Source organism: Thermophagus sp. OGC60D27 (genome assembly GCF_052400625.1).
Lineage (GTDB): Bacteria > Bacteroidota > Bacteroidia > Bacteroidales > Marinilabiliaceae > Thermophagus.
In genome coordinates, this window is the sequence record NZ_JBQTGH010000006.1 from 101,291 (window position 1) to 125,478 (window position 24,188).

20 protein-coding genes, 1 pseudogene and 1 riboswitch are annotated in these 24,188 nt (G+C 42.2%); of the genes and pseudogenes, 5 read left to right on the top strand and 16 right to left on the bottom strand.

From position 1 onward, the window contains the following. Positions 1-125: 125 nt before the first annotated feature. From ACT29H_RS08765 to ACT29H_RS08820, 12 genes and pseudogenes are all read right to left on the bottom strand, one after another. Positions 126-2,387: a TonB-dependent receptor gene (locus ACT29H_RS08765; protein WP_444821245.1), complete on the bottom strand. Its 2,262-nt coding sequence runs from the start codon at positions 2,385-2,387 to the stop codon at positions 126-128. A 73-nt stretch (positions 2,388-2,460) separates the two neighbouring features. After that, on the bottom strand, positions 2,461-3,348 hold the full coding sequence (locus ACT29H_RS08770) for a DUF4249 domain-containing protein (protein WP_444821246.1): 888 nt from the start codon (positions 3,346-3,348) through the stop codon (positions 2,461-2,463). An 18-nt stretch (positions 3,349-3,366) separates the two neighbouring features. After that, positions 3,367-3,996: a hypothetical protein gene (locus tag ACT29H_RS08775; protein ID WP_444821247.1), complete on the bottom strand. Its 630-nt coding sequence runs from the start codon at positions 3,994-3,996 to the stop codon at positions 3,367-3,369. Between the two features lie 56 nt (positions 3,997-4,052). Beyond that, the gene (locus ACT29H_RS08780) at positions 4,053-4,661 is read right to left on the bottom strand and encodes a hypothetical protein (RefSeq protein WP_444821248.1); all 609 of its coding nucleotides are present in this window, start codon (positions 4,659-4,661) and stop codon (positions 4,053-4,055) included. 179 nt (positions 4,662-4,840) lie between these two features. Continuing rightward, positions 4,841-5,632, bottom strand: a complete 792-nt coding sequence (locus ACT29H_RS08785) for a hypothetical protein (protein ID WP_444821249.1) — start codon at positions 5,630-5,632, stop codon at positions 4,841-4,843. Between the two features lie 311 nt (positions 5,633-5,943). Further along, positions 5,944-7,218, bottom strand: coding sequence for a phosphomethylpyrimidine synthase ThiC (gene thiC, locus ACT29H_RS08790; protein WP_444821250.1), 1,275 nt, complete (start codon positions 7,216-7,218; stop codon positions 5,944-5,946). After that, positions 7,215-7,820, bottom strand: a complete 606-nt coding sequence (gene thiE / locus ACT29H_RS08795; RefSeq protein ID WP_444821251.1) for a thiamine phosphate synthase — start codon at positions 7,818-7,820, stop codon at positions 7,215-7,217. The genes thiC and thiE overlap by 4 nt, the downstream gene beginning before the upstream one ends. Before the next feature lie 363 nt (positions 7,821-8,183). Continuing rightward, positions 8,184-8,852 (bottom strand): annotated as a pseudogene (locus tag ACT29H_RS08800) (sulfide-dependent adenosine diphosphate thiazole synthase); the annotation flags it as partial. A 194-nt stretch (positions 8,853-9,046) separates the two neighbouring features. After that, positions 9,047-9,142, bottom strand: a riboswitch (TPP riboswitch). Between the two features lie 22 nt (positions 9,143-9,164). Continuing rightward, a complete protein-coding gene (gene cobA / locus ACT29H_RS08805; protein WP_444821252.1) occupies positions 9,165-10,445 on the bottom strand; it encodes a uroporphyrinogen-III C-methyltransferase in 1,281 nt (426 codons plus the stop codon). 263 nt (positions 10,446-10,708) lie between these two features. Next, positions 10,709-12,406 (bottom strand): NADPH-dependent assimilatory sulfite reductase hemoprotein subunit, encoded by a 1,698-nt coding sequence (locus ACT29H_RS08810; protein WP_444821253.1) that lies wholly within the window; start codon positions 12,404-12,406, stop codon positions 10,709-10,711. A gap of 136 nt (positions 12,407-12,542) precedes the next feature. After that, the gene (locus ACT29H_RS08815) at positions 12,543-14,330 is read right to left on the bottom strand and encodes an assimilatory sulfite reductase (NADPH) flavoprotein subunit (protein ID WP_444821254.1); all 1,788 of its coding nucleotides are present in this window, start codon (positions 14,328-14,330) and stop codon (positions 12,543-12,545) included. Positions 14,331-14,350: 20 nt separating this feature from the next. After that, positions 14,351-14,815 carry a precorrin-2 dehydrogenase/sirohydrochlorin ferrochelatase family protein gene (locus ACT29H_RS08820; protein WP_444821255.1) on the bottom strand — a complete coding sequence of 155 codons (465 nt, stop codon included), beginning with the start codon at positions 14,813-14,815 and terminating at the stop codon, positions 14,351-14,353. Positions 14,816-15,917: 1,102 nt separating this feature from the next. Here ACT29H_RS08820 and ACT29H_RS08825 point away from each other — a divergent pair. Next, positions 15,918-16,559, top strand: coding sequence for a hypothetical protein (locus tag ACT29H_RS08825; protein ID WP_444821256.1), 642 nt, complete (start codon positions 15,918-15,920; stop codon positions 16,557-16,559). Between the two features lie 2 nt (positions 16,560-16,561). Here ACT29H_RS08825 and ACT29H_RS08830 read toward each other — a convergent pair whose 3' ends face one another. Next, entirely contained in the window at positions 16,562-16,699 is a 138-nt protein-coding gene (locus tag ACT29H_RS08830) for a hypothetical protein (RefSeq protein WP_444821257.1), read from the bottom strand. Between the two features lie 427 nt (positions 16,700-17,126). Here ACT29H_RS08830 and ACT29H_RS08835 point away from each other — a divergent pair, with 427 nt between their 5' ends. The 3 genes from ACT29H_RS08835 to ACT29H_RS08845 all read left to right on the top strand — a co-directional run bounded on the left by ACT29H_RS08835 (position 17,127) and on the right by ACT29H_RS08845 (position 20,192). Then, positions 17,127-17,255: a hypothetical protein gene (locus tag ACT29H_RS08835; RefSeq protein WP_444821258.1), complete on the top strand. Its 129-nt coding sequence runs from the start codon at positions 17,127-17,129 to the stop codon at positions 17,253-17,255. Between the two features lie 47 nt (positions 17,256-17,302). Next, positions 17,303-18,595: a hypothetical protein gene (locus ACT29H_RS08840; RefSeq protein ID WP_444821259.1), complete on the top strand. Its 1,293-nt coding sequence runs from the start codon at positions 17,303-17,305 to the stop codon at positions 18,593-18,595. A gap of 220 nt (positions 18,596-18,815) precedes the next feature. Continuing rightward, a complete protein-coding gene (locus tag ACT29H_RS08845) occupies positions 18,816-20,192 on the top strand; it encodes a methyltransferase RsmF C-terminal domain-like protein (protein WP_444821260.1) in 1,377 nt (458 codons plus the stop codon). Between the two features lie 27 nt (positions 20,193-20,219). On the opposite strand, the gene ACT29H_RS08850 is transcribed toward ACT29H_RS08845, so the two are convergent. Together ACT29H_RS08850 and ACT29H_RS08855 are read right to left on the bottom strand one after the other, a co-directional pair. Beyond that, positions 20,220-20,429, bottom strand: coding sequence for a hypothetical protein (locus ACT29H_RS08850; RefSeq protein WP_444821261.1), 210 nt, complete (start codon positions 20,427-20,429; stop codon positions 20,220-20,222). Between the two features lie 2 nt (positions 20,430-20,431). After that, positions 20,432-21,877 carry a TrkH family potassium uptake protein gene (locus ACT29H_RS08855; protein WP_444821262.1) on the bottom strand — a complete coding sequence of 482 codons (1,446 nt, stop codon included), beginning with the start codon at positions 21,875-21,877 and terminating at the stop codon, positions 20,432-20,434. Between the two features lie 441 nt (positions 21,878-22,318). Between ACT29H_RS08855 and ACT29H_RS08860 the strand changes: the two genes are divergently transcribed. Continuing rightward, complete coding sequence (locus ACT29H_RS08860) at positions 22,319-22,519, top strand: hypothetical protein (protein WP_444821263.1); 201 nt, start codon at positions 22,319-22,321, stop codon at positions 22,517-22,519. 49 nt (positions 22,520-22,568) lie between these two features. On the opposite strand, the gene ACT29H_RS08865 is transcribed toward ACT29H_RS08860, so the two are convergent. Next, entirely contained in the window at positions 22,569-24,188 is a 1,620-nt protein-coding gene (locus tag ACT29H_RS08865; RefSeq protein WP_444821264.1) for a hypothetical protein, read from the bottom strand.

A 24,188-nucleotide genomic window follows, 5' to 3' on the forward strand; every position in this document is an offset into this window, starting at 1 on the left:
TTCTCAGAAGCAAATGTATGGCGGCAAATATCTTTGGGTGTCACCCGTTTTTCAGATGTTGTCATAAATTGTCACAGGGTTGTAATAATCTTCAGAAAGGCAGAAAGCATATGGTTATAGAGCGGTTAAAACGTTCTTTTCCACATAATGAAGGGCATTACCGGAAATAACGTTAATTGTTTGTATGAGTTGTCATTATTATCGAAATAAATCAGATATGGATTTTGCCGGTTATACGCATTATACAAACCAAATGAAAGTGTCCTTGCCCCATGCTTCTTTTTCTTAGTAGTTTCGTATGATATATCCAGCCTGTGATAGTCCGGCATTCTGGCGTTGTTTGGTCCTGAATAATGACCAATAAAAGAAAAGTTATGCCAGTAGGATGGTTGATGAACAGGTGGGTATAGACCTGTTGCTTCTGCCGATGGCAAGGTCATGGGTTGGCCCGTGCGGTAATAGAAATTGACGGAAAGTTGGCGTTTTCTGGCGACATCATCCCTTAAATTGAATAAAAGATTTAGATGAAGGTCATGACGCCTGTCGTAATCCCCATTAAACCATTGACCGTCATAGTATTCGTTATATTTAACCTGTGTTCGGGATAAGGTATAAGCTAATTTCAAAGCACCAAAGGGATAATTGTATTCACCCAGAAATTCCAATCCTGAAGAACGACCGTCACCAATTTTTATTTTTTCGGCCCAATCGATTTGTGCAAAGGCATCTGATGGGATTTCATAGCTCGCGGCGATATTTTTGTATTGTCGAATGTAGCCTTGAACATCTATGTTCCATTTTCGGTTTGAAGATACGTTGAATCCTACAGATAGGTCTTTGCCCAGGGAACTGTCAATATGTGGCGGTGCGGGGACATAGAAATAGCCGGGCCAGCCACTGCTTGATTTACTCAAAACATAAAATGATTGCCTGGTAATCATTCCACTTGCCTTTAAAGCAAATTGTTCTGACAGATTATGCCCTATTGAAAGGCGGGGTAGGATAGCCGTGATACTTTTGCCATCTCTTTTTTCACCTAAAGTTCTGATACCTGCTTGCAGGTTCCATTGCTCTGTTGACCAGATACCTTCACCATACAGGTTTAGGGTTTTAATTTCCGAGAGTGGACTATTCGCACTGTAATATTGCCCTTGAAGTGATTGATTTGTTTTGGCAGGTCTAAAACGTTGATAACTTCCGGCTATTCCCGTTTTGATAAGAAGATTTGTGTTAATTTGCCAATCCAATGAAAGCTTTGTGCCCAGTTCCCGGAAAAGAGATAGCCGTTCAAAATAGTCGTTATATGCCTGACTTGAGTTTTCGCTTTCCTCTTTATCGAAGTAGTTGCTGAAATAAACCAGGGCATGGGCAAAAAGGTCGGAGGATAAGACACTAGTATATCCTACCGATGCCAGATAATTTCCCCAACTTAAATGGTAGTTGGTTTTGTTTGTGGCGGTTTCGGAGCGTACAAAGAAATTATCTTTCCCATGATACAGATTTAAAAACAGTCTGTCGGTTCCTATTTTGAAATTGATGCGGGCCGTGATATCAGAAAAAGAAATACCGGGAACAAAACGGCCATTGCTTGAGAGGCTCTGAAATCCTGAATAGAGAAGGTCAGGCCATGACCTGCGTGCCGATAATAACCATGTGCTTTTTTTCTTTACTACAGGGCCCTCAAGGGTCAGGCCTGCGCCGATGGTGCTAAAAAAGAAACTTCCTTGGTTTTTGTTTTCGTTGCCTTCACGGCCCCAAACATCTATTACAGATGAAAGGCGTCCCCCAAATCTGGCAGGAATACCTCCCTTATATATGGTGGCCTCTTTTAAGGCATCCACATTAAAAATGGATAATAAACCAAACGCATGGTTAATATTATATACGGGAGCACCGTCAAGCATTATGAGATTTTGACCGGGATGACCTCCGCGAACATATATCTCAGAACCTCCTTCTTTCCCCTGGCTGATTCCCGGTAATGTTTGTATTTTTTTTAGCAGGTCTGGTTCTCCGAAAATGGAACCGGCTTGCTTGAATTCAGACTGGCGGAGCTTAAGTGTTGGTGAATTGGGCGCGGCAATAAAATTTTGAAGAGTGTTTGTTTTTACAGTAACATCGTTCAAGATATACCCGGGCTCCAAAAACAGTATCAGGGTGCTGTCGGGAAGTTCGCTGGTAGATATTTCAATAGGTTTATAACCAATATATGAGATGGTGACCTTTTGCGTTTGGTTGGGCAGGGACATCGAAAAGTAGCCATATTGATTGGTTGTAGTACCGGTTCCCCAAGGATACGTGATAATATTGGCGCCGGGCAGTGATTCGCCTGTTTCTATATCCAGAACATAGCCATTGACCTTTTGCTGGGAATAGCCGTTCGCCATGTTTGCAAACAGGGGAAAAAGTATGAGAATTACATGAAAAAGGCGGTGAATGTAGGGCATAGTGTTAAGCTATTTAATAAAACCGAAGTCTCTGAATATTGCATCCGGCAAAAATTCCATAGCCATTGGTAATGTTGGAATAGATAAATATTGGTTGATAGGAAAAGGGGAGGTCCACTTCCGGGTCCCAGCTCTTTTGTTCCCACGCTGTTTTGAAATATTGGTCGTAATCTTCCGAAGCGGTGATGATAAATACATCCATTGGGTTAGACATGGTCCATGGCTTGAAATAAAGAACCTGGGAGGTGGTATTTAAGCTTTGGGCATCAATGCGAATAAAAAAATCATATTCATAGACGTATCCATCAGGGACGGAGGAGTCGTACGTTCTGTTAAAAACGTCGGGAAGGACTGAGTTGCAGTATAATCCCGAGGCCTGCTCTACAGATGTGTCGTTGTTATTATTTAAAGTGGTGACTATCCATAATCCTCTCATGCTATCGGTTGGACTACCTAGCGTCAGTTTGAAATGATTTTTATCCCATTCCCCCAGCGGATTTTCCTCTAAAATAACGGATGCTTCCATGTTTTCTGGAACAATGGTTGTCGCACTGACTGTTTTCATGCCTGATTTCGATACTTCAATACAATATATACATCCAGCTTTAGCTGAATGATTAAATAGATATACCCCCTCCTCGGTTTCCTGTGGCAAGTCTAGCAGAGTGTTGTTTTCCCAAAGGAGAATTTCAGCACCTGTGATGGGGACAAATGCCTCCGTTGAATTGGGCCTGCGCGTCCATGACAGGGTTACTGAAATGGTACTGTCAGCAGTGATTATGGCATTAATAACAGGCATGGGTGCTTCCCGGGGAAATTCTCCTTTATATTCACTGGTACAGGAAAGCGTTAAATTCAGAGACAATAGAAACAGGATAAAGGATAGGGGCTTGCCAGGCATGTACATGTACGCTATTTCTTATTTTAGAAATTTAAACAACGGGATAACCACACCTACCTCAAAACGTCGGCTGTAGCCTTCTGTTTCAGCACCAAAAGACTCACTATTTGAGGGTCCGTTATCTCCATAATACGAAGATTGAATGGGCTCATAGCCGTATGAATCTGAAAGACCGAAATAGTAGCGGGCATAAATATCGGCCCATTTGAAATGTTTTAGTAAGCCGGCAGAAAGTTCAACATTGAAGTTTGACTTTCGGGACCCAAATAATGCATATTCCCACCTGGGTCCTACCTGTAAATTAAAACCTTTGTATGCCATAGAGTTAACAAAGGTATTCATGGAAAAATAGAAAATAGAGCGGTCTATGTCACTAAAATTAGTTAAATAATCATCCGAATAATCCAATGGCAATTTACCTATTGCCGGTTCAATTTGAAAACTTATCACTTTAATGGCCGGAATATGGAATGAATATCCCAATTCCCATCCGGAACCCTCACTGTATTGAATAAACTCCTGTTCTTCGTCCGATTTTAATTTGGTATCACTAAATGTGGTTGAAAATTTTATTCCCGAGTGGGGTTGGGCGCTTAAAGCTGAAAAAATATAAAAAACATAAATTAAAACAAATGCTGCTCTTTTCATAATTTGTTTAATGTGATAATATTAGTTTAAAAAAACGGCTAGAATGTAGTTCTGTCCTAAAAATCAATTGAAATATTTGTGTTTATTAAATTCATTTTTTGAAAATTGGACTTTGTATCAAAAATTAGCCTGGGGCCTACATCAATTTGGATATTCTTCATGTTCCCCGATAGGCCGGCACCTGCTTCCGTTTGCGGAAATAATGGATTCATTATTGCAAAACTGCTTTTTTGAGATTTGCTGAAGTCCCAAAGTCTTTGTCCGTATAAGAAAAGACTTAAGTGGTTGTTGAATGCATACCGGACCGAAGACTGTATGCCATATTGCATTGCCGGACGCAGTGATTCGGGCGTGTCAATGCTTAGAAGGCTACCGCCTAAAGTAACGGTTAGCTTATTCACCGGCTTAAACACTATATCGCTTTTGAAGTGCTGGTAACCGCCGAAGGCAGGGTAATGCATGATGCTTCCGGTATTCTGAAAATAAATTTTACGGACATCGGATATGGAATCCAAAGTAAAGTTTGTAAACGTCCAGTTCCGTTGGAGACGGATGCCGTTGTGTTCGAAATATGGATTTAATAATTGGTTTTCTTGTTGTAATGTGAGTGAAGGAAGTTGGTATTTTAAAGGTATGTTTATATTCGGTTTGGGGGCAATACCCATTTCCCTGTTTGATTGAGACAAGCTAGGTTGACAAAAAACTATTCCAGTTATTATAATTAAAAATGGCCGATACATCATTGACAATTGTATTTCTGGAATTATGTTTATTCTATAAAACAGCATCTGAAATATAACAAAAATTATTCCGAATGCTTTCAGATGCTGTTATTATTTGAATATTACCAAGAGAAAATACATTTATGGTCCTCCCCTACGCCCCGATTCCACATTTCAAGATAGTTAGAACCTCGCAATAGGTTAAACATTGTTCCTGATAGAATGTCATTATCGGTTGCAAAATAGCCAGGGTCGTTTGGGCTATAACGCCAATAATATTTTGTCGAATAAGAGACCCATGCAAAGAGAACCTTTTTGGAATGTGTAACTCTTACATAGTTGTAATTACTTTTAGGGTCATTAACTGTCAGTTGGATATTCATCTTTCTTTTATCGTGCTTTTTGGAACAAGAAAAAGTGGAAACGCTTTTTAGTGTCGTTAATTTTTCTTTAGTAGATACTATTGTTTCATTGCCAAGCTTGAAAATTCCGTCTTTGTTTGCTACTGTAAGATAAGGGGGCACGACTTTTGGTTCTATGCTATAATCTGGTAGGCCATCAATAGTCCCTCCGGGGATAAATACTTCATTTTTATATGTATTTATGAATTCAAGAATTGGCGCCTCTGACTTAGCATTATTTACTACTTCTTCATATTCAGAGAAAATTTCGTCATAATAAATTTGGTAACATTCAAATCCTAAAGAGTCTTGCCAAGCAGTGAGCTCTTCTTTTGATTTTTTCGAATTACTAAGGATTAGATTGTTTAAAACACTTTGGTTTTTTATTACAAGAATTCCATTATCAACATATACATCGGGAATTTGTGTTTGCACATCCAAATCTTCTGTTTGGCTACAAGATGTAAAAATTAAGAAATATCCAATAATTAATACAATTGATAATTTTTCCATTTTGTTAGATTTAGGGTTAATAAAAAATAGTTGAATCAATTCTTACAGTATTGTTTGCCATTAAAATAGTAAAGTTGTTATGTTTTCATAGGCACCTCCTTTTATTTGAGTTTTTAGTAAAAGAAAAGTTATTAAATTCAAGTGTTTTATAACTTTGTTATTGCTCTTATTATACAAATGTATAAAATTGTGTTTAATAATACGTTCTGTTAAGAAAATTATTTTGGAAAATAATTTTCTTATTGTATTTAAATTGCTTGTATTAATGCGTTTTTTAGGAATAATTAAAATCGTTCAGTGCTGAAAATTTGTCAAACCACCTTATCATTTTTCACTGCACAAAGATTTCCGCACATGGTACAATGGTCTTCCTCGCTGCTTTCCGATTCAATTTTACGCTTTCTGGCCATTTCTGGGTCAAGAGCCAGTTCATACATGGTTTCCCAGTCGAGGTCGCGCCGGGCCTTGGACATGAGGTAATCTCTTTCACGCGCACCATTAATTTTATTGACCACATCTGCGCTGTGGGCAGCAATTCGACTGGCAATGACGCCATTTCGAACATCTTCGGCGTTGGGAAGACATAGGTGTTCGGCCGGCGTGACATAGCAAAGGAAGTCGGCACCATGTATAGCCGCTACCGTCCCGCCGATGGCTCCAACAATATGGTCATATCCCGGGGCCGAATCGGTGGTTAACGGTCCCAAAACATAAAAGGGCGCCTCATGACAAACTCTCTTCATCAGCTTCATGTTCATCTCTATCTGGTCGAGCGGCATATGTCCCGGTCCTTCTACCATGACCTGAACGCCTTGTTCTCTGGCGCGGTCAACAAGCTCGCCCAGTACCAGCAGCTCGGCAATCTGGCCACGGTCGGTAGCGTCGGACCCGGCACCGGGACGAAGGCCGTCACCAAGGCTAATGGTGACATCATGTTTTTGACAAATATCCAGGATTCGGTCGTATTGTTCGTATAACGGATTTTCTTTTTTATTTTCCAACATCCATCGTTTAAGTATGGCCCCGCCACGGCTAACGATGCCGCATACTCTCTTGTCGTTGTTTAGAAAGGATACGGAGGCTTGCGTCACACCGCAATGCAAGGTCATAAAGTCCACACCGGCCTCGGCCTGAAATTCTATTTCGCGGAAAAGTTCTTCCGGCGTCAAATCAGCTATGCTTTTCCCTTGGGCCAACAATCGTGTGGCAACGCTGTATATGGGGACAGTACCTACCATTACCGGAGATGCTTTCAATATTTTGTTTAGGATAAGTTTTAGATTGCCCCCGGTTGAGAGGTCCATGATGGCATGGGCGCCATATTTAACGGCAATATCGAGTTTTTTAAGTTCTTCGGAAAGGTTACAGTGTTTTTCCGATGTGCCCAGGTTGGCATTTATTTTGGTCGTCAGTCCGGCACCAATACCATGGGGTTCAAAATGGTGATGGTGGTTCTTGGGTATGACGATTCTTCCTTCGGCTATCTCGTTGCAAAGCCATTGAGGATCTACCTTTTCGCGCGCAGCTACAATTTTCATTTCCGGGGTTATTTTGCCTGCACGGGCATAGTGGATTTGTGTGGTCATGGAATTAGTTTTTGAATTTGTTTCAAATTTGTTTCAAAGTCGGTGGTTTGCATAAAGTGACGAACCATGGCAATGTTTTGGGCACCTGCAGCAATTACCTGCCCAATGTTTTCAGGGAAAATACCCCCAATGGCAACCACCGGAACGTCAGATATTGCAAGCACCTGTTCCAATTGGTTTGTGCCTACGGGCGGGTCAGGTTTTGCTTTGGCATTGGTGGGAAATATCGGTCCAAAACCAATATAGTCCGGTTCTTGGGCTAGCGCTTGCCTTGCCTGTTCCAGGGAATGGGTGGATAGACCAATCTTCATGGGGCCTACAATTTTTCTGGCTTCGGAAACAGGCAAATCATCCTGTCCCAGATGCAGATAGTCGGCCTGACAAAGCAGGGCAATGTCGGGACGATCATTGATGACCAGACTGGTAGTGGTTCCACGGGTTATGGCTCTTAAATCACGGGCAATTTTCAGAAGCTCCCGGTCGCTCATCTCTTTTTCCCTTAGTTGCAACATGGCAACCTGGTTTTGTACGCATATTTCGGCAATGGTCGTATGCGGTAGCATCGGTTTGGTTAAAATCACATAAACACCATAATTTTTCATCCGTATAAAATTTATCTAAGTTATTGGCCGGATGAAACTCGCATGACCTAAAGTTTATACATGTTCTTATTGTTGCAAATCTTCTTGGTCATGGTCGTTTCATTGGATTTATTTATTTGGATTGCCAATTCACACCGACGATGTAAAATGAGATGATTGGGGAGATTGGATGGTCAGGGTGGTTGAGAAAGCGACATAAATTGGGGTATTTATATATAAACAAGAAGTTTACAATATTTAAAAGCAGCCATCTCCCCAATCAAAAATTACCATATTCTTAAGTGTTAAAAAAGTCAATCATTAACCAAAAACTAGTGACTAAACACTAATCACTAACCGCTAATGACTATTGATTATCAACTTTTACCCGTTGACTTTTTCCGGAACTTTAGATTCTTCAGAAAGTCTTTGAGCTATTAATTCTGCTACTTTTTGTCCGGAAAGGAGCATACCCCCGAATATGGGCCCCATACGATAGCTGCCGCTGGTTCCGTTGGCGGCCATTCCGCAAACAAAAAGGCCGGGAAATACTTCTTTGGTGTTTTCGATGGTTGTTTTTTCGGCTTCTTCTACCGCCAGCGAACGTTCTCCCATGACTTGTCCCGAAGGGGTATTTAACTGGATATCGTTTTTGCGGGCTACGGTATGCACTATTTCACAGTCGTGGCCTGTTCCGTCGATTACGGCGTTGGCCATAATAATCAAAGGGTCTACATGAAGCCCTTCGCGATGTACCGGCGCCCAGTTGACAACCAATCCACTCACTTTATTATTGTGAAATACCACATCTTCTATGGATGTGCAATTAAAGATGCGGGCACCGGTACGGGTGGCATGATAGGTGAGGGCAGAGGTGGCATGTACCGAGTCCACTGTATAGTAATCATCTTTGTATGGATTGCTTTCGATGCCGAGTTCTTCAAGGATGGGCAGAGCCTCTTTTTGCACAATTATTTCGTTAAACATCATGGCACCGCCCCACATGCCTCCACCGGGGGCTAGCTTACGTTCAAAAACAGCCACTTTTTTGCCTGCTTTTGATAATTAATAAGCGGCAATAAGTCCCGACGGCCCACCGCCGGCAATGGCCACATCAACGGCCAGATTCTCTTTTAATTTGTTGAAGTAGGAATCGATGATTCCTGCTGATACCATTTGTTCCATAGTTTTATGATTATTAAAGGATTAATCAAAAATCTATGGAGTGCGGTACTGATAAAGGTGAGCATACGATAAAATCTTTTCCCTTCGCAGGCATTATCCTGATCAGGTTCAATGGGTATGATCTCAGCCTGTTAAGTAAGGCACCCCGTAAATTGGATTTCAAAAATAGATAATATATTGTTAAACTGCAAAAATGTGCTTCTTTTTCTTTTCTGTTCTTGGTGCAATTTCTTCAAATTCAGGCATCTTTTTTACAACCTGTCCTACTATTATCAATAGCGGTGTTTCTTGTAAAAGCGGATGTTGACATAATTGGTCGAGTTGCGATATTACTACTTTTGATTGAGGATTGGAAACATTACTTATGAGTGCAACCGGGGTATTTTTATTCCATCCTTTTTTTATCAGTATGTTGGAAATTTCGCATTGTTGTCGTGCTCCCATATAAAAGACCAGAGTACTGGCCTGGGGTAATTCCCGTTCGGCAATGTTATGTCCTACACAAAATGCTACGGAAGAACCTATCTCCCGATGGGTTAATGGAATTCCATATTGAGCTGCGGCAGCAAAAGCACTGGTTATCCCCGGCACAATTTTCACATCAATATTGTTTTCGGCCAGAAATTGAAGTTCTTCTCCGGCCCGACCAAAAATAAGAGGGTCGCCCCCTTTTAGTCGCACCACCTTTTTCCCGCTCAAGGCGGCTGATACCAGTAGCTGGTTGATTTCTACCTGTTGAATATGGTGTTGTCCACATCGTTTCCCCACGGCTATTTTACGGGCCGGATAGTGTTCCAGAAACCTGGAATCGACCAGTGCATCATGAAAAATAATATCCGCCGCCAAAAGGTAGCGATGGGTTTTCAGCGTCATTAATTCCGGATCACCGGGACCAAAACCGGCCAGAATGACTTTGGGAACGAATGGTTTCTGCGAACGATCCCTGTTTTTTTCTCCGTTAAGAGATGTCTTTTCCAATGATAGATAACCTGTTAAGTCGGGCCCGGAGTTTTTTTTTATGTTTTCCCGAATCATGATCGACTGTTTCACGTTTTTCCCATTTGATCCGACGGCTATTGTTAGATCCTCCTCCTGGTAAACGGCAGGAGAAATGAAATCACTGAGGCGGGGATTATCTGCCAGATTCACAAGAATGTTACGGGCATGGCAGTGTTCGCGAATTATTTCATTGGTATGTCGGTTGTCGGTGCATGCATATACCATGAAAAAATCATCCAGGTCGGAAGGATCATAGCTTTTATGGATGATATGTATGTTGTCGATTTCCAGAAAGGCAGGATCGATTTTTATTCCGATGACTGTAATGGATACATTGAAACGTCGCAAACTTCTGACTTTCGACAGGGCAGCTTTGCCGGCACCCACTATTAATAGTTTTTTGCCGGTTACATTTACCGATATGGGCAAGAATTCTTGTTGTTGATGCTTGAAGTTGTTCATGGCTCTTGGTTTTATGTTTTTGATGATTGAGTATGGCTTTTGGAGGGTGGAGAAAAATTCAAATACATTTTTATTATACTATTGAATCAAAAAAATGATGATGTGTAATAAAACCAGCAAGGGGTATCTGCATTTCTTTGAAATGATTTTCCCCTTTGCATTCATCTGTCTGAAAGAGATTGGATTGTTGGTTTTAATCTGATTCTAAATGTGAATCACCTTTTAATAAACATAGACTATTCACTTCCTTTCTTTCGGTTTGATCAATGTCTGAAATCTTTTCCCTGAACCGTTTCGGAAACATATTTTTTTCTAATTACGAAATCGCCAAAGCTTTCATGGGAATTTCTATTTTGGGCATAATCGGCAATTAGGGGTCGAAGTGTTTCAATAATTTCTTTTTCCGTAAGCGTTTCCCGATACAAAGTATTTAATCTCGTTCCCTGTTTGTTGCCCCCCAAATAGAGGTTGTAATGGCCTATTGATTTGCCGATCAGTCCTATCTCGGCCAGGTAAGGCCGCCCGCAACCGTTGGGGCATCCGGTCATACGAATGACGATCTCTTCTTTCAAAAGATCATATTCTTGCAGAATGGTTTCTATCTTCCCGATCAGTGTCGGTAGATACCTTTCGGCTTCGGCGAATGCCAATCCGCAGGTGTTTAAGGCCACACAGGCGATGGAATTCTGTCTCAATCCGGAAAGCGTGGCCGGCCATACGCCATATTTTTTGAGGATGCGCGCCACCTTTTCTTTTTGAGAGGTATTCGCAATAATCAGGTTTTGATTTCCGGTTAGAATAAATTGGGCATCGTCAATGTTTTCAGCAACTTTTCGCAGAGCTGTTTTCAAGAGGAGAGAGGGGGTGTCCTTCACTCTTCCTCCTTCCACAAAAAGGTTGAGGCTCCATTTGCCGTCGATACCCTGTTTCCATCCGTAGCGGTCGCCATTGCGGGTGAAACGATAGGGGCGGGGCGCTTCAAGAGCAAAACCCAGACGGGTATTCAACTCATCTTTGAACCACTCTATTCCGCGATCGTCAATGGTGTATTTAAGTCGTGCTCTTTTACGGTCTTGTCGATTGCCGTTTTCTTTCTGTATCAAGACAATCGTTTCGGCCACTTTGAGCACCTGATCCGGTTGGCAAAAACCGATCACATCGCCCAGACGAGGATAGGTTTGTGGATTCCCAAAGGTGGAACCCATGCCGCCGCCCGCCGTGACATTAAACCCGGCCAATTTGCCCTTTTCTTCTATGGCAATGAATCCCAGGTCCTGAGAGAAGACGTCAATGTCATTGTAAGGCGGAATGGCAATGCCTATTTTAAACTTTCGTGGCAGATAGGTCCGTCCGTAAATGGGTTCAATTTCTTTCTTTGAGGATGCCAGCAATTGTTTATCCAGCCATATTTCATGATAGGCGGTAGACTGTGGTGTCAGATGACGGGATAATTCGCCCGCCAACTGATAAACACTTGCATGGAGCGGTGATTCGGCCGGGTTGGCGTGCGACATCACATTGCGATTCACATCCCCGCACGCGGCAATGGTATCCAGCAGGACTTCATTAATGCCTTGCAGGGTGGGTTTCAGATTTCGCTTTATGACGCCATGAAGCTGAAAAGCCTGACGCGTGGTGAGTTTAAGGGTGCCGTTGGCATAACGGTCGGACAGCCCATCCATTTGCAGCCATTGCTGGGGGGTGGCGATCCCCCCGGGAAGCCGCACTCTTATGAGGAACGAAAAAGCCGGTTCCAGCTTTCGACGTTTCCGATCTTTTTCGGTGTCCCGGTCAAACTGTTGATAGATGCCGTGAAATTTGGATAACTGAGTATCTGATTCCGCTATGGCACCCGTCACAGGATCGGCCAAACTCTCGGTGAGCGTTCCACGCAGATAGTTGCTGTCGTATTTGATCTTTTCCAGTTGAGACAATTTGCTCCAGTCAATTTGGTGGTTCATTGTTTTCGTTTTTCGTTTAGAGTTTAGATTTCATCGTTCACAGTGGGGCGTTTTGAGGACTATAATTGTAAGCGAATGACGGTAAACCGATGGCTGTTGTCTTTTTATTCTCCCCTTCTGATGTTTATGCTTACATTCAATAAACATCTATTCTGAATCGTTTTTGACGTTTCAGTTGCTGAAGATAATCTTTGGCTTTTTCGGGCGTCATGCCGCCCTGCTTGCGGATGATTTCGGTTAGGGTGTTTTCCACATCTTTCGCCATTTTTCGTCGATCGCCGCACAAATAGATGTAGGCCCCGTTTTTTAGCCATTGAAAGAGGTTTTTTTGTTGTTGTAGGAGTCGGTGCTGAACATATTGCTTTTCTTTGCTGTCGCGCGAAAAGGCCAAATCGATTTTTTCCAGGACACCTTCTTTCAAGTATTTTTGCCATTCAGTTTGGTACAGAAAGTCGGATGAAAAGCGACGATCACCGTAGAAAAGCCAGGTGTTACCATTGTGCCCAAGTGTTTTTCGATGTTGCAGGAACGCACGATAGGGGGCTATTCCCGTTCCGGCACCGATCATAATTACGGGGTCACCGTTTTCCGGCAGCCGGAAGCTGTAATTTTTTTCGATGTAAATCAAAAGTTGATCTCCCGGCTCCACCTCTTCTGCCAGGAAGCCCGAACAAGCGCCGACTCGTTTTCGGCCTTTGTGATGAAATTGAACTTTGGAAACCGTGATGTGTACCTCTTCGCCCACTGCTTCCTGACTGGATGAGATGCTGTAAAGCCTGGGGGGGAGAGGTCTCAACAACTGAATCAGTTCCTCTCCTTTTATGGGTGCGGGAAAGTCATGAATCAGATCCAGCAGGTCGTGCCCATACAGCCAGCTATCAAGCTTTTCTTCATTCTCGATAAGGGATTTCAGTGATTCATGATTGGTGTGTTCGGCATATTTTTGCAACACCTCTCTGGTTAAGACGGTTATTTCATAATGATGTCGGAGGGCTTCTTCCAGTGTGATTTCTCCCACATGGGTATTAAGGGTTGTGTCGCCTTCCAGACCAAGCTCCGACAGTATATCCCGAACCAGTCCCATCGGATTTCTGGCCAGCACGCCCAGGGCATCGCCCGGTTCATAGGTGAGACCTGATCCTTCGAGCGATATTTCCAGATGGTATACCTCTTTGTCCGATTCGCTGCCGGTAAGGCGTACTTTTTCCAAAATCTCTGCCTCGAAGGGATGCCGTCGGCTATATTCGGCAGAAGAAAGCGATGGGAATGCCGCTGCGTTTTCCTCGCTGGCACCTTGCATTTGTTGGTTGCCAAGGGCGGTCAGCACCCGGTCCATCCATAAGCTGGCATCGCTTTCGAAGTCCACATCACAGGTGACCACCGGTGAAAGAGAAGCAGCACCCGCTTTGGCCAATGCCCGATCAATCTCGATGCCCGTTTTGCAAAAGTGCTTATAGCTTTTGTCGCCCAGGGCAAGTACCGAATATTTGAGACCATCCAGCTTGGGAGCTCGCCTGCCGGTTATGTGATGATAGAAATCTTCGGCCATCAAAGGGGGATCTCCTTCTCCATGAGTGCTGACAATGACGAGAAGGTTGGTTTCCTTTTTAAGGTTGCGTACATTGTATTCGTCCATGGCGAAAACTGTACTACTAATACCACGCTGAGAGGCCTTCTCGTGCAAACTGCGGGCAATGGATTCACTCCGTCCGGTATGGGTTCCATACAATATGGTTAAGGGCATATCATTGGCTGCGGAATCGCACTGCGACGATGGCTTTCCCGGGGTCACCTCCGTCTTCTGGTGGTGAAACCCCATAAAATAACCACTCAGCCACAAAGCCTGATCGGCAGAAAGGCCGCGGGTGAGCTCTTCCAAGGCTCTTTGTTGGGTCTCTTTTAATGGTAATGAATTTAGGGTCATCGTAATTAAGTTTTATTGAATCAGTTGGATCTTATTGGTTGCTTTTCAAAGTATTCTCTGATGATGTTGCGCGTTCGGATCGCGGCATAGACATCCTCACCATTGGATGATACGGCTATCCGCAGATGCCCTGATTGATAGATGGCGGGAGAGACAAACTGGCAAAGCGCCGGATGGTCATGTATGTTCACCAGTACTCCTTTCTGGCGGGCATCCTTCACTATTTGTCTGTTGAGAATCGGGTCATTGGTGCAGGAATAGAGCATCAAATAGCCGTTTAAGTCTCTCTTTTCATATGCTTTTATGCGGAAGGGCACACCGCTGTCTTTTATTTCATCACATACCTTTAGCGCAATTACTTCCAGGTTGGCAGAAAACCGCTTCAGGATGTTGATCTTGTTCCAGGCCGTGTGACCGCCACCGATGATTAAAATCTTTTCGTTGGAAATATCAATGGCTATGGGAAGAAAGTTTTTGGATGTCATGGCATTCTATCAATTATTGGTTTGGTTTATTTTATCAATGGTTGTTTGGGGTTGTGAAACGGTCTTAACACGGACTGAAAAGTGTTTGTTTAAAGCTGTGATTCCTGTTTTTAGTCGATTGCCTCTGATCGAATAATATGGGGCTTCGTATTTTTTGGTTTCCAGACATTGTTTCATTCGTATAGAAATTGGTTAATCCATTGGTCGGATGGACCTCGCTTATTCATGAGTTTATAAATGTTCTTGTTGTGACAGGCCTGGTTGGGCATGCTTGTTTCAATTGTGAAAAATCCTTTTTGTCCTAGTTCTGATAATGGGAACCATCGTCGTGTCCGCATTTTCTGTTCAAATACAACAAAGGCCCTTCTGTATTCGGCAGAAGGGCCTTTCTCGGCTTGTCCTTATTGTTGATTCTTAAAGTATCAATCGGATTTACCCTTCTGCAATAGATGATCGCAACACATACACATTATGGTATCTGTCATATTCATCATTTGGTTGGCAGAAGGTCGTTTTGGACTCATGATATTTAAAATTTCAGTTTAATTCCTACTAATTTAAAAGGTTTAATGTTGTATAAATAAATATGTATGATGCTTATTTTTAGCATTCTTTGGTTTTAGTGCAATTTATTTTAATTTTATCCTATTAAACCAATCGGAATGACAAGACAAATATAGAGGGATTTTGTAAAAGGCAAAAAAAAATCGGACTTTTTTTTCTTAAATAGAAAATTCCGCCCTGGCAGGAGAGGGGTAGAAGACCCGATTTCTCTGTCTTTCTTAACGAAAATAGGATTTGAAAAAAAAATGAATGTTGAGAGAGAAAATTAAAATTGATTTTAAATCGCAAAACCATTAAATTTATACCCGAATCATTGTAGTATCCACTGTTTTGCTATGATGCTTCGGAGTCACATATCAGAAACAGTAGCCTTCAGAGCTCTTCCGAAGGTGATGCTTGCCAAACCACCACCTGCACGTGGTGGATTTCCATTTTGTTTATCTATTCCAAATTTTTGTTGAGTTTCTTGTCTCTTTTCACTTCTGCCACGGGGTGTCTCCCCTTGAATTCTAATTGTTTAACTATAAATTAAAGAGTTATGAATGCAAGACAAAATCAACTGTTTCGGATGTTTTTGAATACTCAGTCGGTGCTCGATAAATCTACCGACAAATGGAACAGTGTGCCGGTAATGGTTCAGGTGAAAAACCAGTTGGATGAGCTGATTCAGCGAATTCGCGAACGGGATAAAGAAACCGTACTGGACAGCCAGGCCGTAACAGAACAAAAAGAGCAAATCTTGGAACAATTGGCCATAAAAACCGCCATCCTCTCCGGTATAGTCCGGGCCTATTATGCGCTGAATGAAGATGAGCCCTTTCCTGAAAATCTTAATTTCAGTAAAAGCAAGATTCAATATGCCCGGGAAGCTGAGGTGGAAAGTATGGTTGTCCCTCTAATCGAAAAGGTAAGGGCTGAATTGGAAAATTTAGCCGATTTCGGCGTGACCGAAGATATGATTAATGAGGTGGAAACAACCCTTGATGATTTTAAAGCCTTAATTGGTAAACCCCGGGAAATTCGCAACAGTGTTTTTGCTGCTATCAATTCCTTGGATGAACTGTTTGACAAAACCAGTGAATTGCTCAAAAAAACGCTGGACGGATTGATGCTCAGATATCAACTTTCGGATCCTGCCTTTTATGATGAGTATACCCGGGCACGCGTGATCGTGGATTAGTATCATCTTTCAAAAGAAGCGATCACCTTTTTTGCTTGCCGCTCTTTGATCGTCAACGGCTTTTGGGATACGAAGAGCGGCACTTTATTTATAGAGGTAGCTTTTGGGAAGATGCGAAAAGGCTTTTTCTCTTCGGCCATTGATAGTTGTTAGTCAGCCACACCTTTTTTTAACCCGTCGTGTCGCTTTTCAAAGGCGGCCATTGATTTTTTTTACTCGTGAGGTGACAAATTTTTAGTTGGAAGTCGTCTTTTGAAGTCGGCAACTGACAGGATTTCAGATTGAACTGAACTTTTTTACTCCGTAACTGACAAGGTTTCAGTTTGAATTGAACTTTTTTACCCAGCGACTGACAGGATTTCAGTCGAAGATGAACTTTTCCACTCTCCAACTGACAGGGTTTCAGTTTATATCGTCTTTTCTAACCCTGCAAAGGGCCGTGACGTCGTTGGAGAAGGCCGGACAAAGTCCCGGGCAACGAAGCTTCGGTTTTTATACGGTTTGATGCGTGCCTCATGGTGGAAACCGGAGACGGCCATCGAACCGCCCGGGTGAAAAAGAGCCTCAATGAGTCTCTCAATAAAGCTTCAGATGGTGCGAATGAGCCTGAACCACACCAATAACACCGATAGAATGGATCCGGAATTCAGATTGGTTAGTTTGGTTAAGGCTTTTAGTTTTACTATCGATTTTTAGATGTGTATTCCTGTAGTTGATTGATAACCAGTTATTCATTTCGTTCTATGGGCAAATCTAAAAAGAAAAAGACAGGGCAACAGAACCCTCAGGGCGGATTTAAAAAGTTTGTTTCCGACCTATTGGAAACATTGGCTTTACTAAAGCTGAACTACAATTTGTTTGATCTCTCGCCCCGTCAATTGCGTTTTTGTTATAAATCTTCCTTCCGACTGAAAAATCCCATGCGTGGCAACGATTTTATTTCTTCGGCAGATGTTCGGTGGGTGGGAAGCATATTCAAATATTATTTTCGCAACACTTATACAGAAGTGGGTGGGTGCAAACTAACCTTTTATCAGGCCAGTGTCTTTCTGAGCCTGTGTTTGGGTACGCATATTTATAAGTCCAAAAAATATGGGAAAAATGATCCCTATGTGAAATTATTGGACGAAATCTCCTTTTTGTTGCTTAAGCAGATAGTGGATGACTTTTCTCGAGCTTGCTATATGGGGCTGTTGATGTCCAATGACCCCGTTCGCAAATATTATTCGATGAAACAGGGAATCAATGTGATCAGAGGAAAAGTGCCACGTATGGAATTGGAGATCAAACTTTGTGCTTATCCCGTTTTGGAAATGTCTTACCGGATTAATGGGCACCGTCGATTGGCCTATCGACTTGGACATACCAAGATGGAAGGGATGGACTGGGTGAATGTGAGTGCCAAAAAGCTTAAAAAGCATTATTCCGGTAAAAAGAAAGAATTGCCTGTTTTCATCCAATCGCATGCCATCATTCGGATGGTGCATCGTCTGGACTTGTTTAATAATATTTATCTGACGCTTCAGTTTTATTTAAATCTCAACCCAATATCCAAATTTGTGTTTTATCGTGGATACATCTTAATTCCTTTTGTGATTAAGAGAATAAAAGTGGGATACTTTATGGCTTCTGTCGTAAAGGATGTGCTGCTCATCCGCACTTTTCTTTTTATAACCCATAGTAGCACCCCCGAGGGCGATAAGCTGAAAGCACTGACTGGCATGGGGAAACAGGATTTGTCTTATTGGCGCATCGATCGGATCAGTACTTTTTACAGTATGAAAGGGTCAGATATCGAAGGCTTGCGGGAAATTTTTAAAGAAGCAGGCGTGGAGAAGTTGTTGAGAATAAAGGACATCAATTTGGATGGTTTAAATTCCAGTCCCAACCCCAATCTGGACGGATTGGTTCATTTTCTGGAGATGGCCAAAGAAAACCATGAGGATGAGCGTCAGCAGTGGGAAGCTTTTCTGGGAGAGAGCCTCGGAAGTGTTGATGTGTTGGAAATCAAAGAACCGGAGAGGAGTGAAAAGTAAACGTTTGTGTGGTCGGGTATGGGTGGTTAAGGATGGCTGGCCGCCCGGGTGCAGCTAATTGAGGCTAGGGCTGTTATCATGGGCTGATTCCATCGCTTGAAGGAAGAAGCAGGAAAGAATCCTGTCAAAGGGCAGAAGGATCAGCTATTTTTGTGTTATTTTGCAGACCGAAAAATGATCGATCAACCATCCCGAACACGGTTCGTCCAAAAATATAATCATGAGCAATAGAGTTCCTCTGCCGGAAGATTTTACCCGTCGTATCAGAACCACTTTTCCGGGCCATGAGCCGGAAGAATTCCTGCGCAGTATGGAAGCGCCGCCGGTCAATTCGGTTCGCATCAATCCCCGAAAGGTTGCTGAAGCTTATTCGAATGCAGAGGTCATTCCCTGGTGCCCGTATGGATACTATTTGCAAGAGCGTCCTTTATTTACACTTGATCCTTTATTTCACGGCGGTGGTTGCTATCCACAGGAAGCCAGCAGCATGTTTCTTTGGCATGTCATGGAAAGCCTTGTGCCGAAGGAGGATCGGGAAGATCTTAAGGTGCTTGACCTTTGTGGGGCACCTGGTGGTAAATCTTCGTTGCTGGCCTCATTTCTGGATGGTAGAGGTTTATTGGTTACCAACGAAGTAATCCAGTCCCGCGCCTGGATTCTCAGGGAGAATATGCTTAAATGGGGTGCTCCCAATGTAGTGGTTTCACGTTCCGACCCCTCGGAATTTTCCCGGGTGAAAGGCCTTTTTGATATAATGGTTGTGGATGCTCCCTGTTCGGGAGAAGGCATGTTTCGAAAAGGAGACGTGGCCCGCCGGGAATGGTCGGAAGAAAATGCCGCGTTATGTTCGGTACGACAACGACGCATTCTTCAAGATGCCTGGCCTGCCCTGAAAGAAGGGGGATGGCTGATCTATTCCACTTGTACCTTTAATGGGGCCGAAAATGAAGAGAATATAAAGTGGCTCATCGAAAATCAAATGGCTGAAATCGTTCCGCTGAAAGTACCGACCCTTTGGGGTATTGAGGAGATCTCCGTTGACAATGGTAACGGACTGGCTTTTTATCCCCACAAAGTCAGAGGGGAAGGCTTTTTTGTTGCCGCCCTTCGGAAAAACGGTCATCATACCCCTCAGCCCATAAAAAACACTAAAAGAAAGCAATATAAGGTTCCTGATTCGGTTTCTGCAGTATTAAAAAATCCCGGCGATTATTCTTTTTTTGAGAGTGACGGTCTGTGGAAGGCCTTCCCCGCTGAATATGAAAATTTTTTGTACCGCTTACAAAAGCATTTGAAAATCTTGGATTACGGCATTTCGCTGGGCAGTATGGGACGAAAGGAGTTTATTCCCGATCCGGTATTACCTCTTAGTTGGGCCTTTAAAAACCGTTGGGCTACTCACGCGCTCGACAGAGAAGAAGCCCTTAGATACCTTAAGGGCCAGTCGCTTCAATCAGGTTCGAATCTGCCAAAAGGATTTATCGTGGTCTGTTACAATCAACTACCTTTGGGATTTGTAAAAAATGTGGGCAGTCGTTTCAATAATCTGTTTCCCAAAAAATGGCGAATAAGAATGGATATCGACCGGCACGACTGACAAGGGGAGGACGCTGATTGTTCTTCATTATCGATAAAAAATGAAGCCTTCGTATTTTTCCGAAAACCGGTTGGATGACCCCGGTTGTTCTGTTGCAGGAAAAGGAATCCACCGGGTATCAGGAGAATGTCGAGATCTGTTTTTAAGCCGTTGAATTATGGAGATGAGCGTCCCAAAGATCCGCTTTTCTTGACCAACAAACAGGTCGTGATCCGAAGATCCTTCGGGAAAATTCATCGTTAATCTTTCCAGAAATGGCCAGTGAAAATGACAAATACAGTGGTCAATTCCAGTCGTCCCAGAATCATCAGGAATGTCAGGAAGTATTTTCCGCCTTCCGGAATCAGGTAAAAATTGCCGGTTGGTCCAATACTTCCAAATCCGGGGCCAATGGCACCCATGGATGATAAAACAGCGGTGACCGAGGTCCAGGCATCCACATTCATGAAAATCATGACCATGGTTCCGATAAAAGCGGTAACGAAATAGAGGACAATAAATCCCAGGATATTGCTGACCTTTTCATCATCTACCACCTCGCCATTGATTCTCAACACAAACACAGAATTGGGATGTACCAGTCGAAGAAAATTGACATAAAAGCTTTTGAATGCCACTACCAAACGAATCACTTTGATGCCGCCGCCGGTGCTGCCTACGCTGGCCCCCACAAAAAAGAGCAGGAAGATGAAAATCCAACCACGGGTGGGCCACAACAGATAATCGTCGGTGATATAGCCCGTGGATGTGATAATCGAAATGACCTGAAAAAAAGCTTTTCGAAAGGCTTCTTCAATGCCCAGATTGAAATGACGGGCCAGAACGACGGTTATGATGATGCCTGTTACTAAAATAATTCCCAGATAGGTTTTTAATTCATCGTTATGGGTCAGCTTCCTGAATTTTCCCTGCATGGTAAAATAGTGGAGCGTAAAGTTGATGCCGGAGAGCAGCATGAAAATCATAATGACATACTGGATGTATGGCGAATAACCGGCAATGCTGTCATTCTTGGGAGAGAAACCGCCGGTGGCGATGGTCCCGAAGCTGTGACAGAGCGATTCGAATAAATTCATGTTGCCAAGCAACAGAAAAAAGACCTGTATGAATGTTAATCCCACATAAATCCCCCATAATCTTTTGGCGGTATTGGCGGTTCGGGGGGTCAGTTTTTCGTAGGAGATGCCTGTGGCTTCCGATTTAAAGAGGTTATAGCCCCCTACGCGCAACATGGGTAATATGGCCACGACCAGTACGATGATTCCCATTCCTCCAATCCAGTGGGTAAGACTGCGCCAGTAAAGAATACTTTTGGGCAAAGACTCAATATCGTTGAGGATGGATGCTCCGGTGGTGGTAAGGCCCGACGCCGACTCAAAAAAAGCATTTTCAAAGCCGACAATGGAATGGGTGAAAAGATAGGGTAAAGCACTAAATGCTGAGATGACAAACCAGGCAAAGGTGACCGTCAGGTAGCTCTCTTTGAGCCCCAACGATGGCTTTAAGTGGATGGATGAACACAGATAGAGCCCAATTCCCCCCAGAAGAGTGATCAGACAGGAATAAAAGTGGCCCCAAAAGGTGGGTTCATGATAAACGATCACCCATATAAAATTGGTGCACATAAATAATCCGAGGATTATCAGCACCCTGCCCAGGATGTTTAGTACTAACCGTATATTCATGCATGCCAAATTTTGCGCGGCAAAGATAATTTATTATTGGATATTTCAATAATTTTAAAAAAATCCTTTATTGTTCAAATGCCTTCCTGCATTGAACCCAAATATTAATCATTTTTTGTGAGAAAAAAGAAAAAAAGTCATGGTGTTTTCAACCCGAAAAATGCTTCAGAAAATCTGTTGCGAATTAAAATTGCTCCTAATCAAGTCGCAAGCTAACTTGTTTCAATTCATCATCGCGATGCTATGCTTCATTTCAACAAATTCTTGATTGATTGCACTTTTATTTCTCATGACGAAGTTCTGATGCATTATTGGTGTTAAATACGGACCCGGTGGAGATAATGATGATGTTTTTCTATAGAATACATTATTTTTAAAATGGTTAACTTTAAAACTGTTGCCGGAAGGAAGTGAAGTTGGTCTTTTATCAAATGCACATATATGATTGTTCGAACAACAAGAAAAGATGGAATAGGAAATCAATTGTTAAGCATTAGAGATTTTCTTGTTGAAATTGATTCTCATATTGGTAGAGAGAAATTTGTGGCAGTGGATTTTAGACATTATTTAAAAGTCAAAATAAGGGCTGTCTACAAAAAACGGGCAGCCCTTATTTATTGTATTTATTGGTTTGTCTTTTAGCAATCAAGAAAAGAAAGGTTATCAATCGATAATGGTTGTTTAAGATCAACTAATTAAAATCAATTTTGAAAAACCTGTATTTCTTATATCCCTCACCAAAATTTTCATAACCGAACAAAGAGTTTTCAGAGAAATATCCCATTCCACTATCTTTAAGCATGGTTTTATCTTGTTTTATAGCGCTGAATATGGCTTCGTGAATCTCACCATTTTCGGAGAGGGTAGTGACGTAAGATTTTCTTCCACTGACACTTTCGATACCTACATTTATATGCTTGAGTGCTTTTTCAATAGTATGTTTTTTATTCGTCTTTTCTGATGTATAGATAAGGTTTAGTTTGCCATTTATAGGATGCGCATTATAAGAGCCCACATTGAACTCTCCCGGATAGACCGTAAAACTCTTGTCTATTCTGGATGTCCAATTCACGTTTCCGGTGCTGTCGAATTTGGTTACATACAAATCCTTAAAGGCGGGAATGATAGAATTGTTGAAGTGGGGAACCTCTTTTACCTTTTCGGTAATCATCCAGAAACTACCATCCTTATCCATAATGGGCTTTCTGATGAAAAAGTAAAAATGGTAATAGCTTACTAAACCTATAGTAGAAAAAATTTTTTCGCCGGTGGGTTTTTTCCTTTCGATTATATGTTTAGCTAATGGCAAATCACTGTTGAAGGGGGTAAGGTTCTGCTTGGAAATGGCTTTCCGGTTCTTATCTATATTAAAACTACAGACGCCTGCTATTTTTGAGGTTTCGCTTGAAACGTAAATACCAACGCAATGAAGGATGTTATCATCTTTACTTAAAATGCAGGAGAGACGATATACCCAATTATCGGGAATGGTTAATGGAAAATGTGCTGCTTTTTGGCCATTGTCATATAGAAGGAGAGCTCTATAAGTGTAATTTAAATATCCTATTTGTTGTTTCATCTCACGTTTATTATCGTTGAGTTTTCCGAGAAGAAACAAATCCCCGTTTTTGCATACTTCAATTTGATCAATGGTAAAAAATCCTTCTTCGGGAATAGGAATTTTGTCGGTATGCCATTGTTTATTCAATCCGTCATCAAACAGTGTCATTCCCATCTTCAGAATAATTTTGTCCTTGTTGGTCAGATTATGGGATATTAAAACTTTTGATGAGTCGGCAGAATAGACGTAATTAAAAGAAGTGTTTTTATAATCGCTAAAGTCGCTGTAGTCAACCTCAGCGACCATTTTGGCCTCGGGCAATACTGTCAGTGTTTGCTTGTTAATTTTTTGGGCAAAGAGATAATTTTTTTTGTGCTTCCGGTTGTTAAATGAAGAGAATACATAGAAATCATCTTTAAGTTTCAGCATAAATTCGATGGTCGCTTTTTTCCCTTCTATTTTGGTGGGCAACTCCACAGCGGTATAATTGAGGGAACTATCCACTTTGATAACGCGGTATAATCTTTGTGTTTTTGCCAATACATTTTTTATGAATTGAGATTCGGGAATGGAAAGTCCGTAATAGCATCCCGAATCAGTTCCCACATAAGATAATTCAAAGAAGTAGGGGTTTTTCTTTCTTATTTCCGTGCGCGTGATGTTAAAGTTTTCGTATTCGGTTTTGGTTTGTGCAGAGCCAAAATCTTTGATCAGGAAACCAAACAATAAGAAAAACAAAACTTTTTTCAT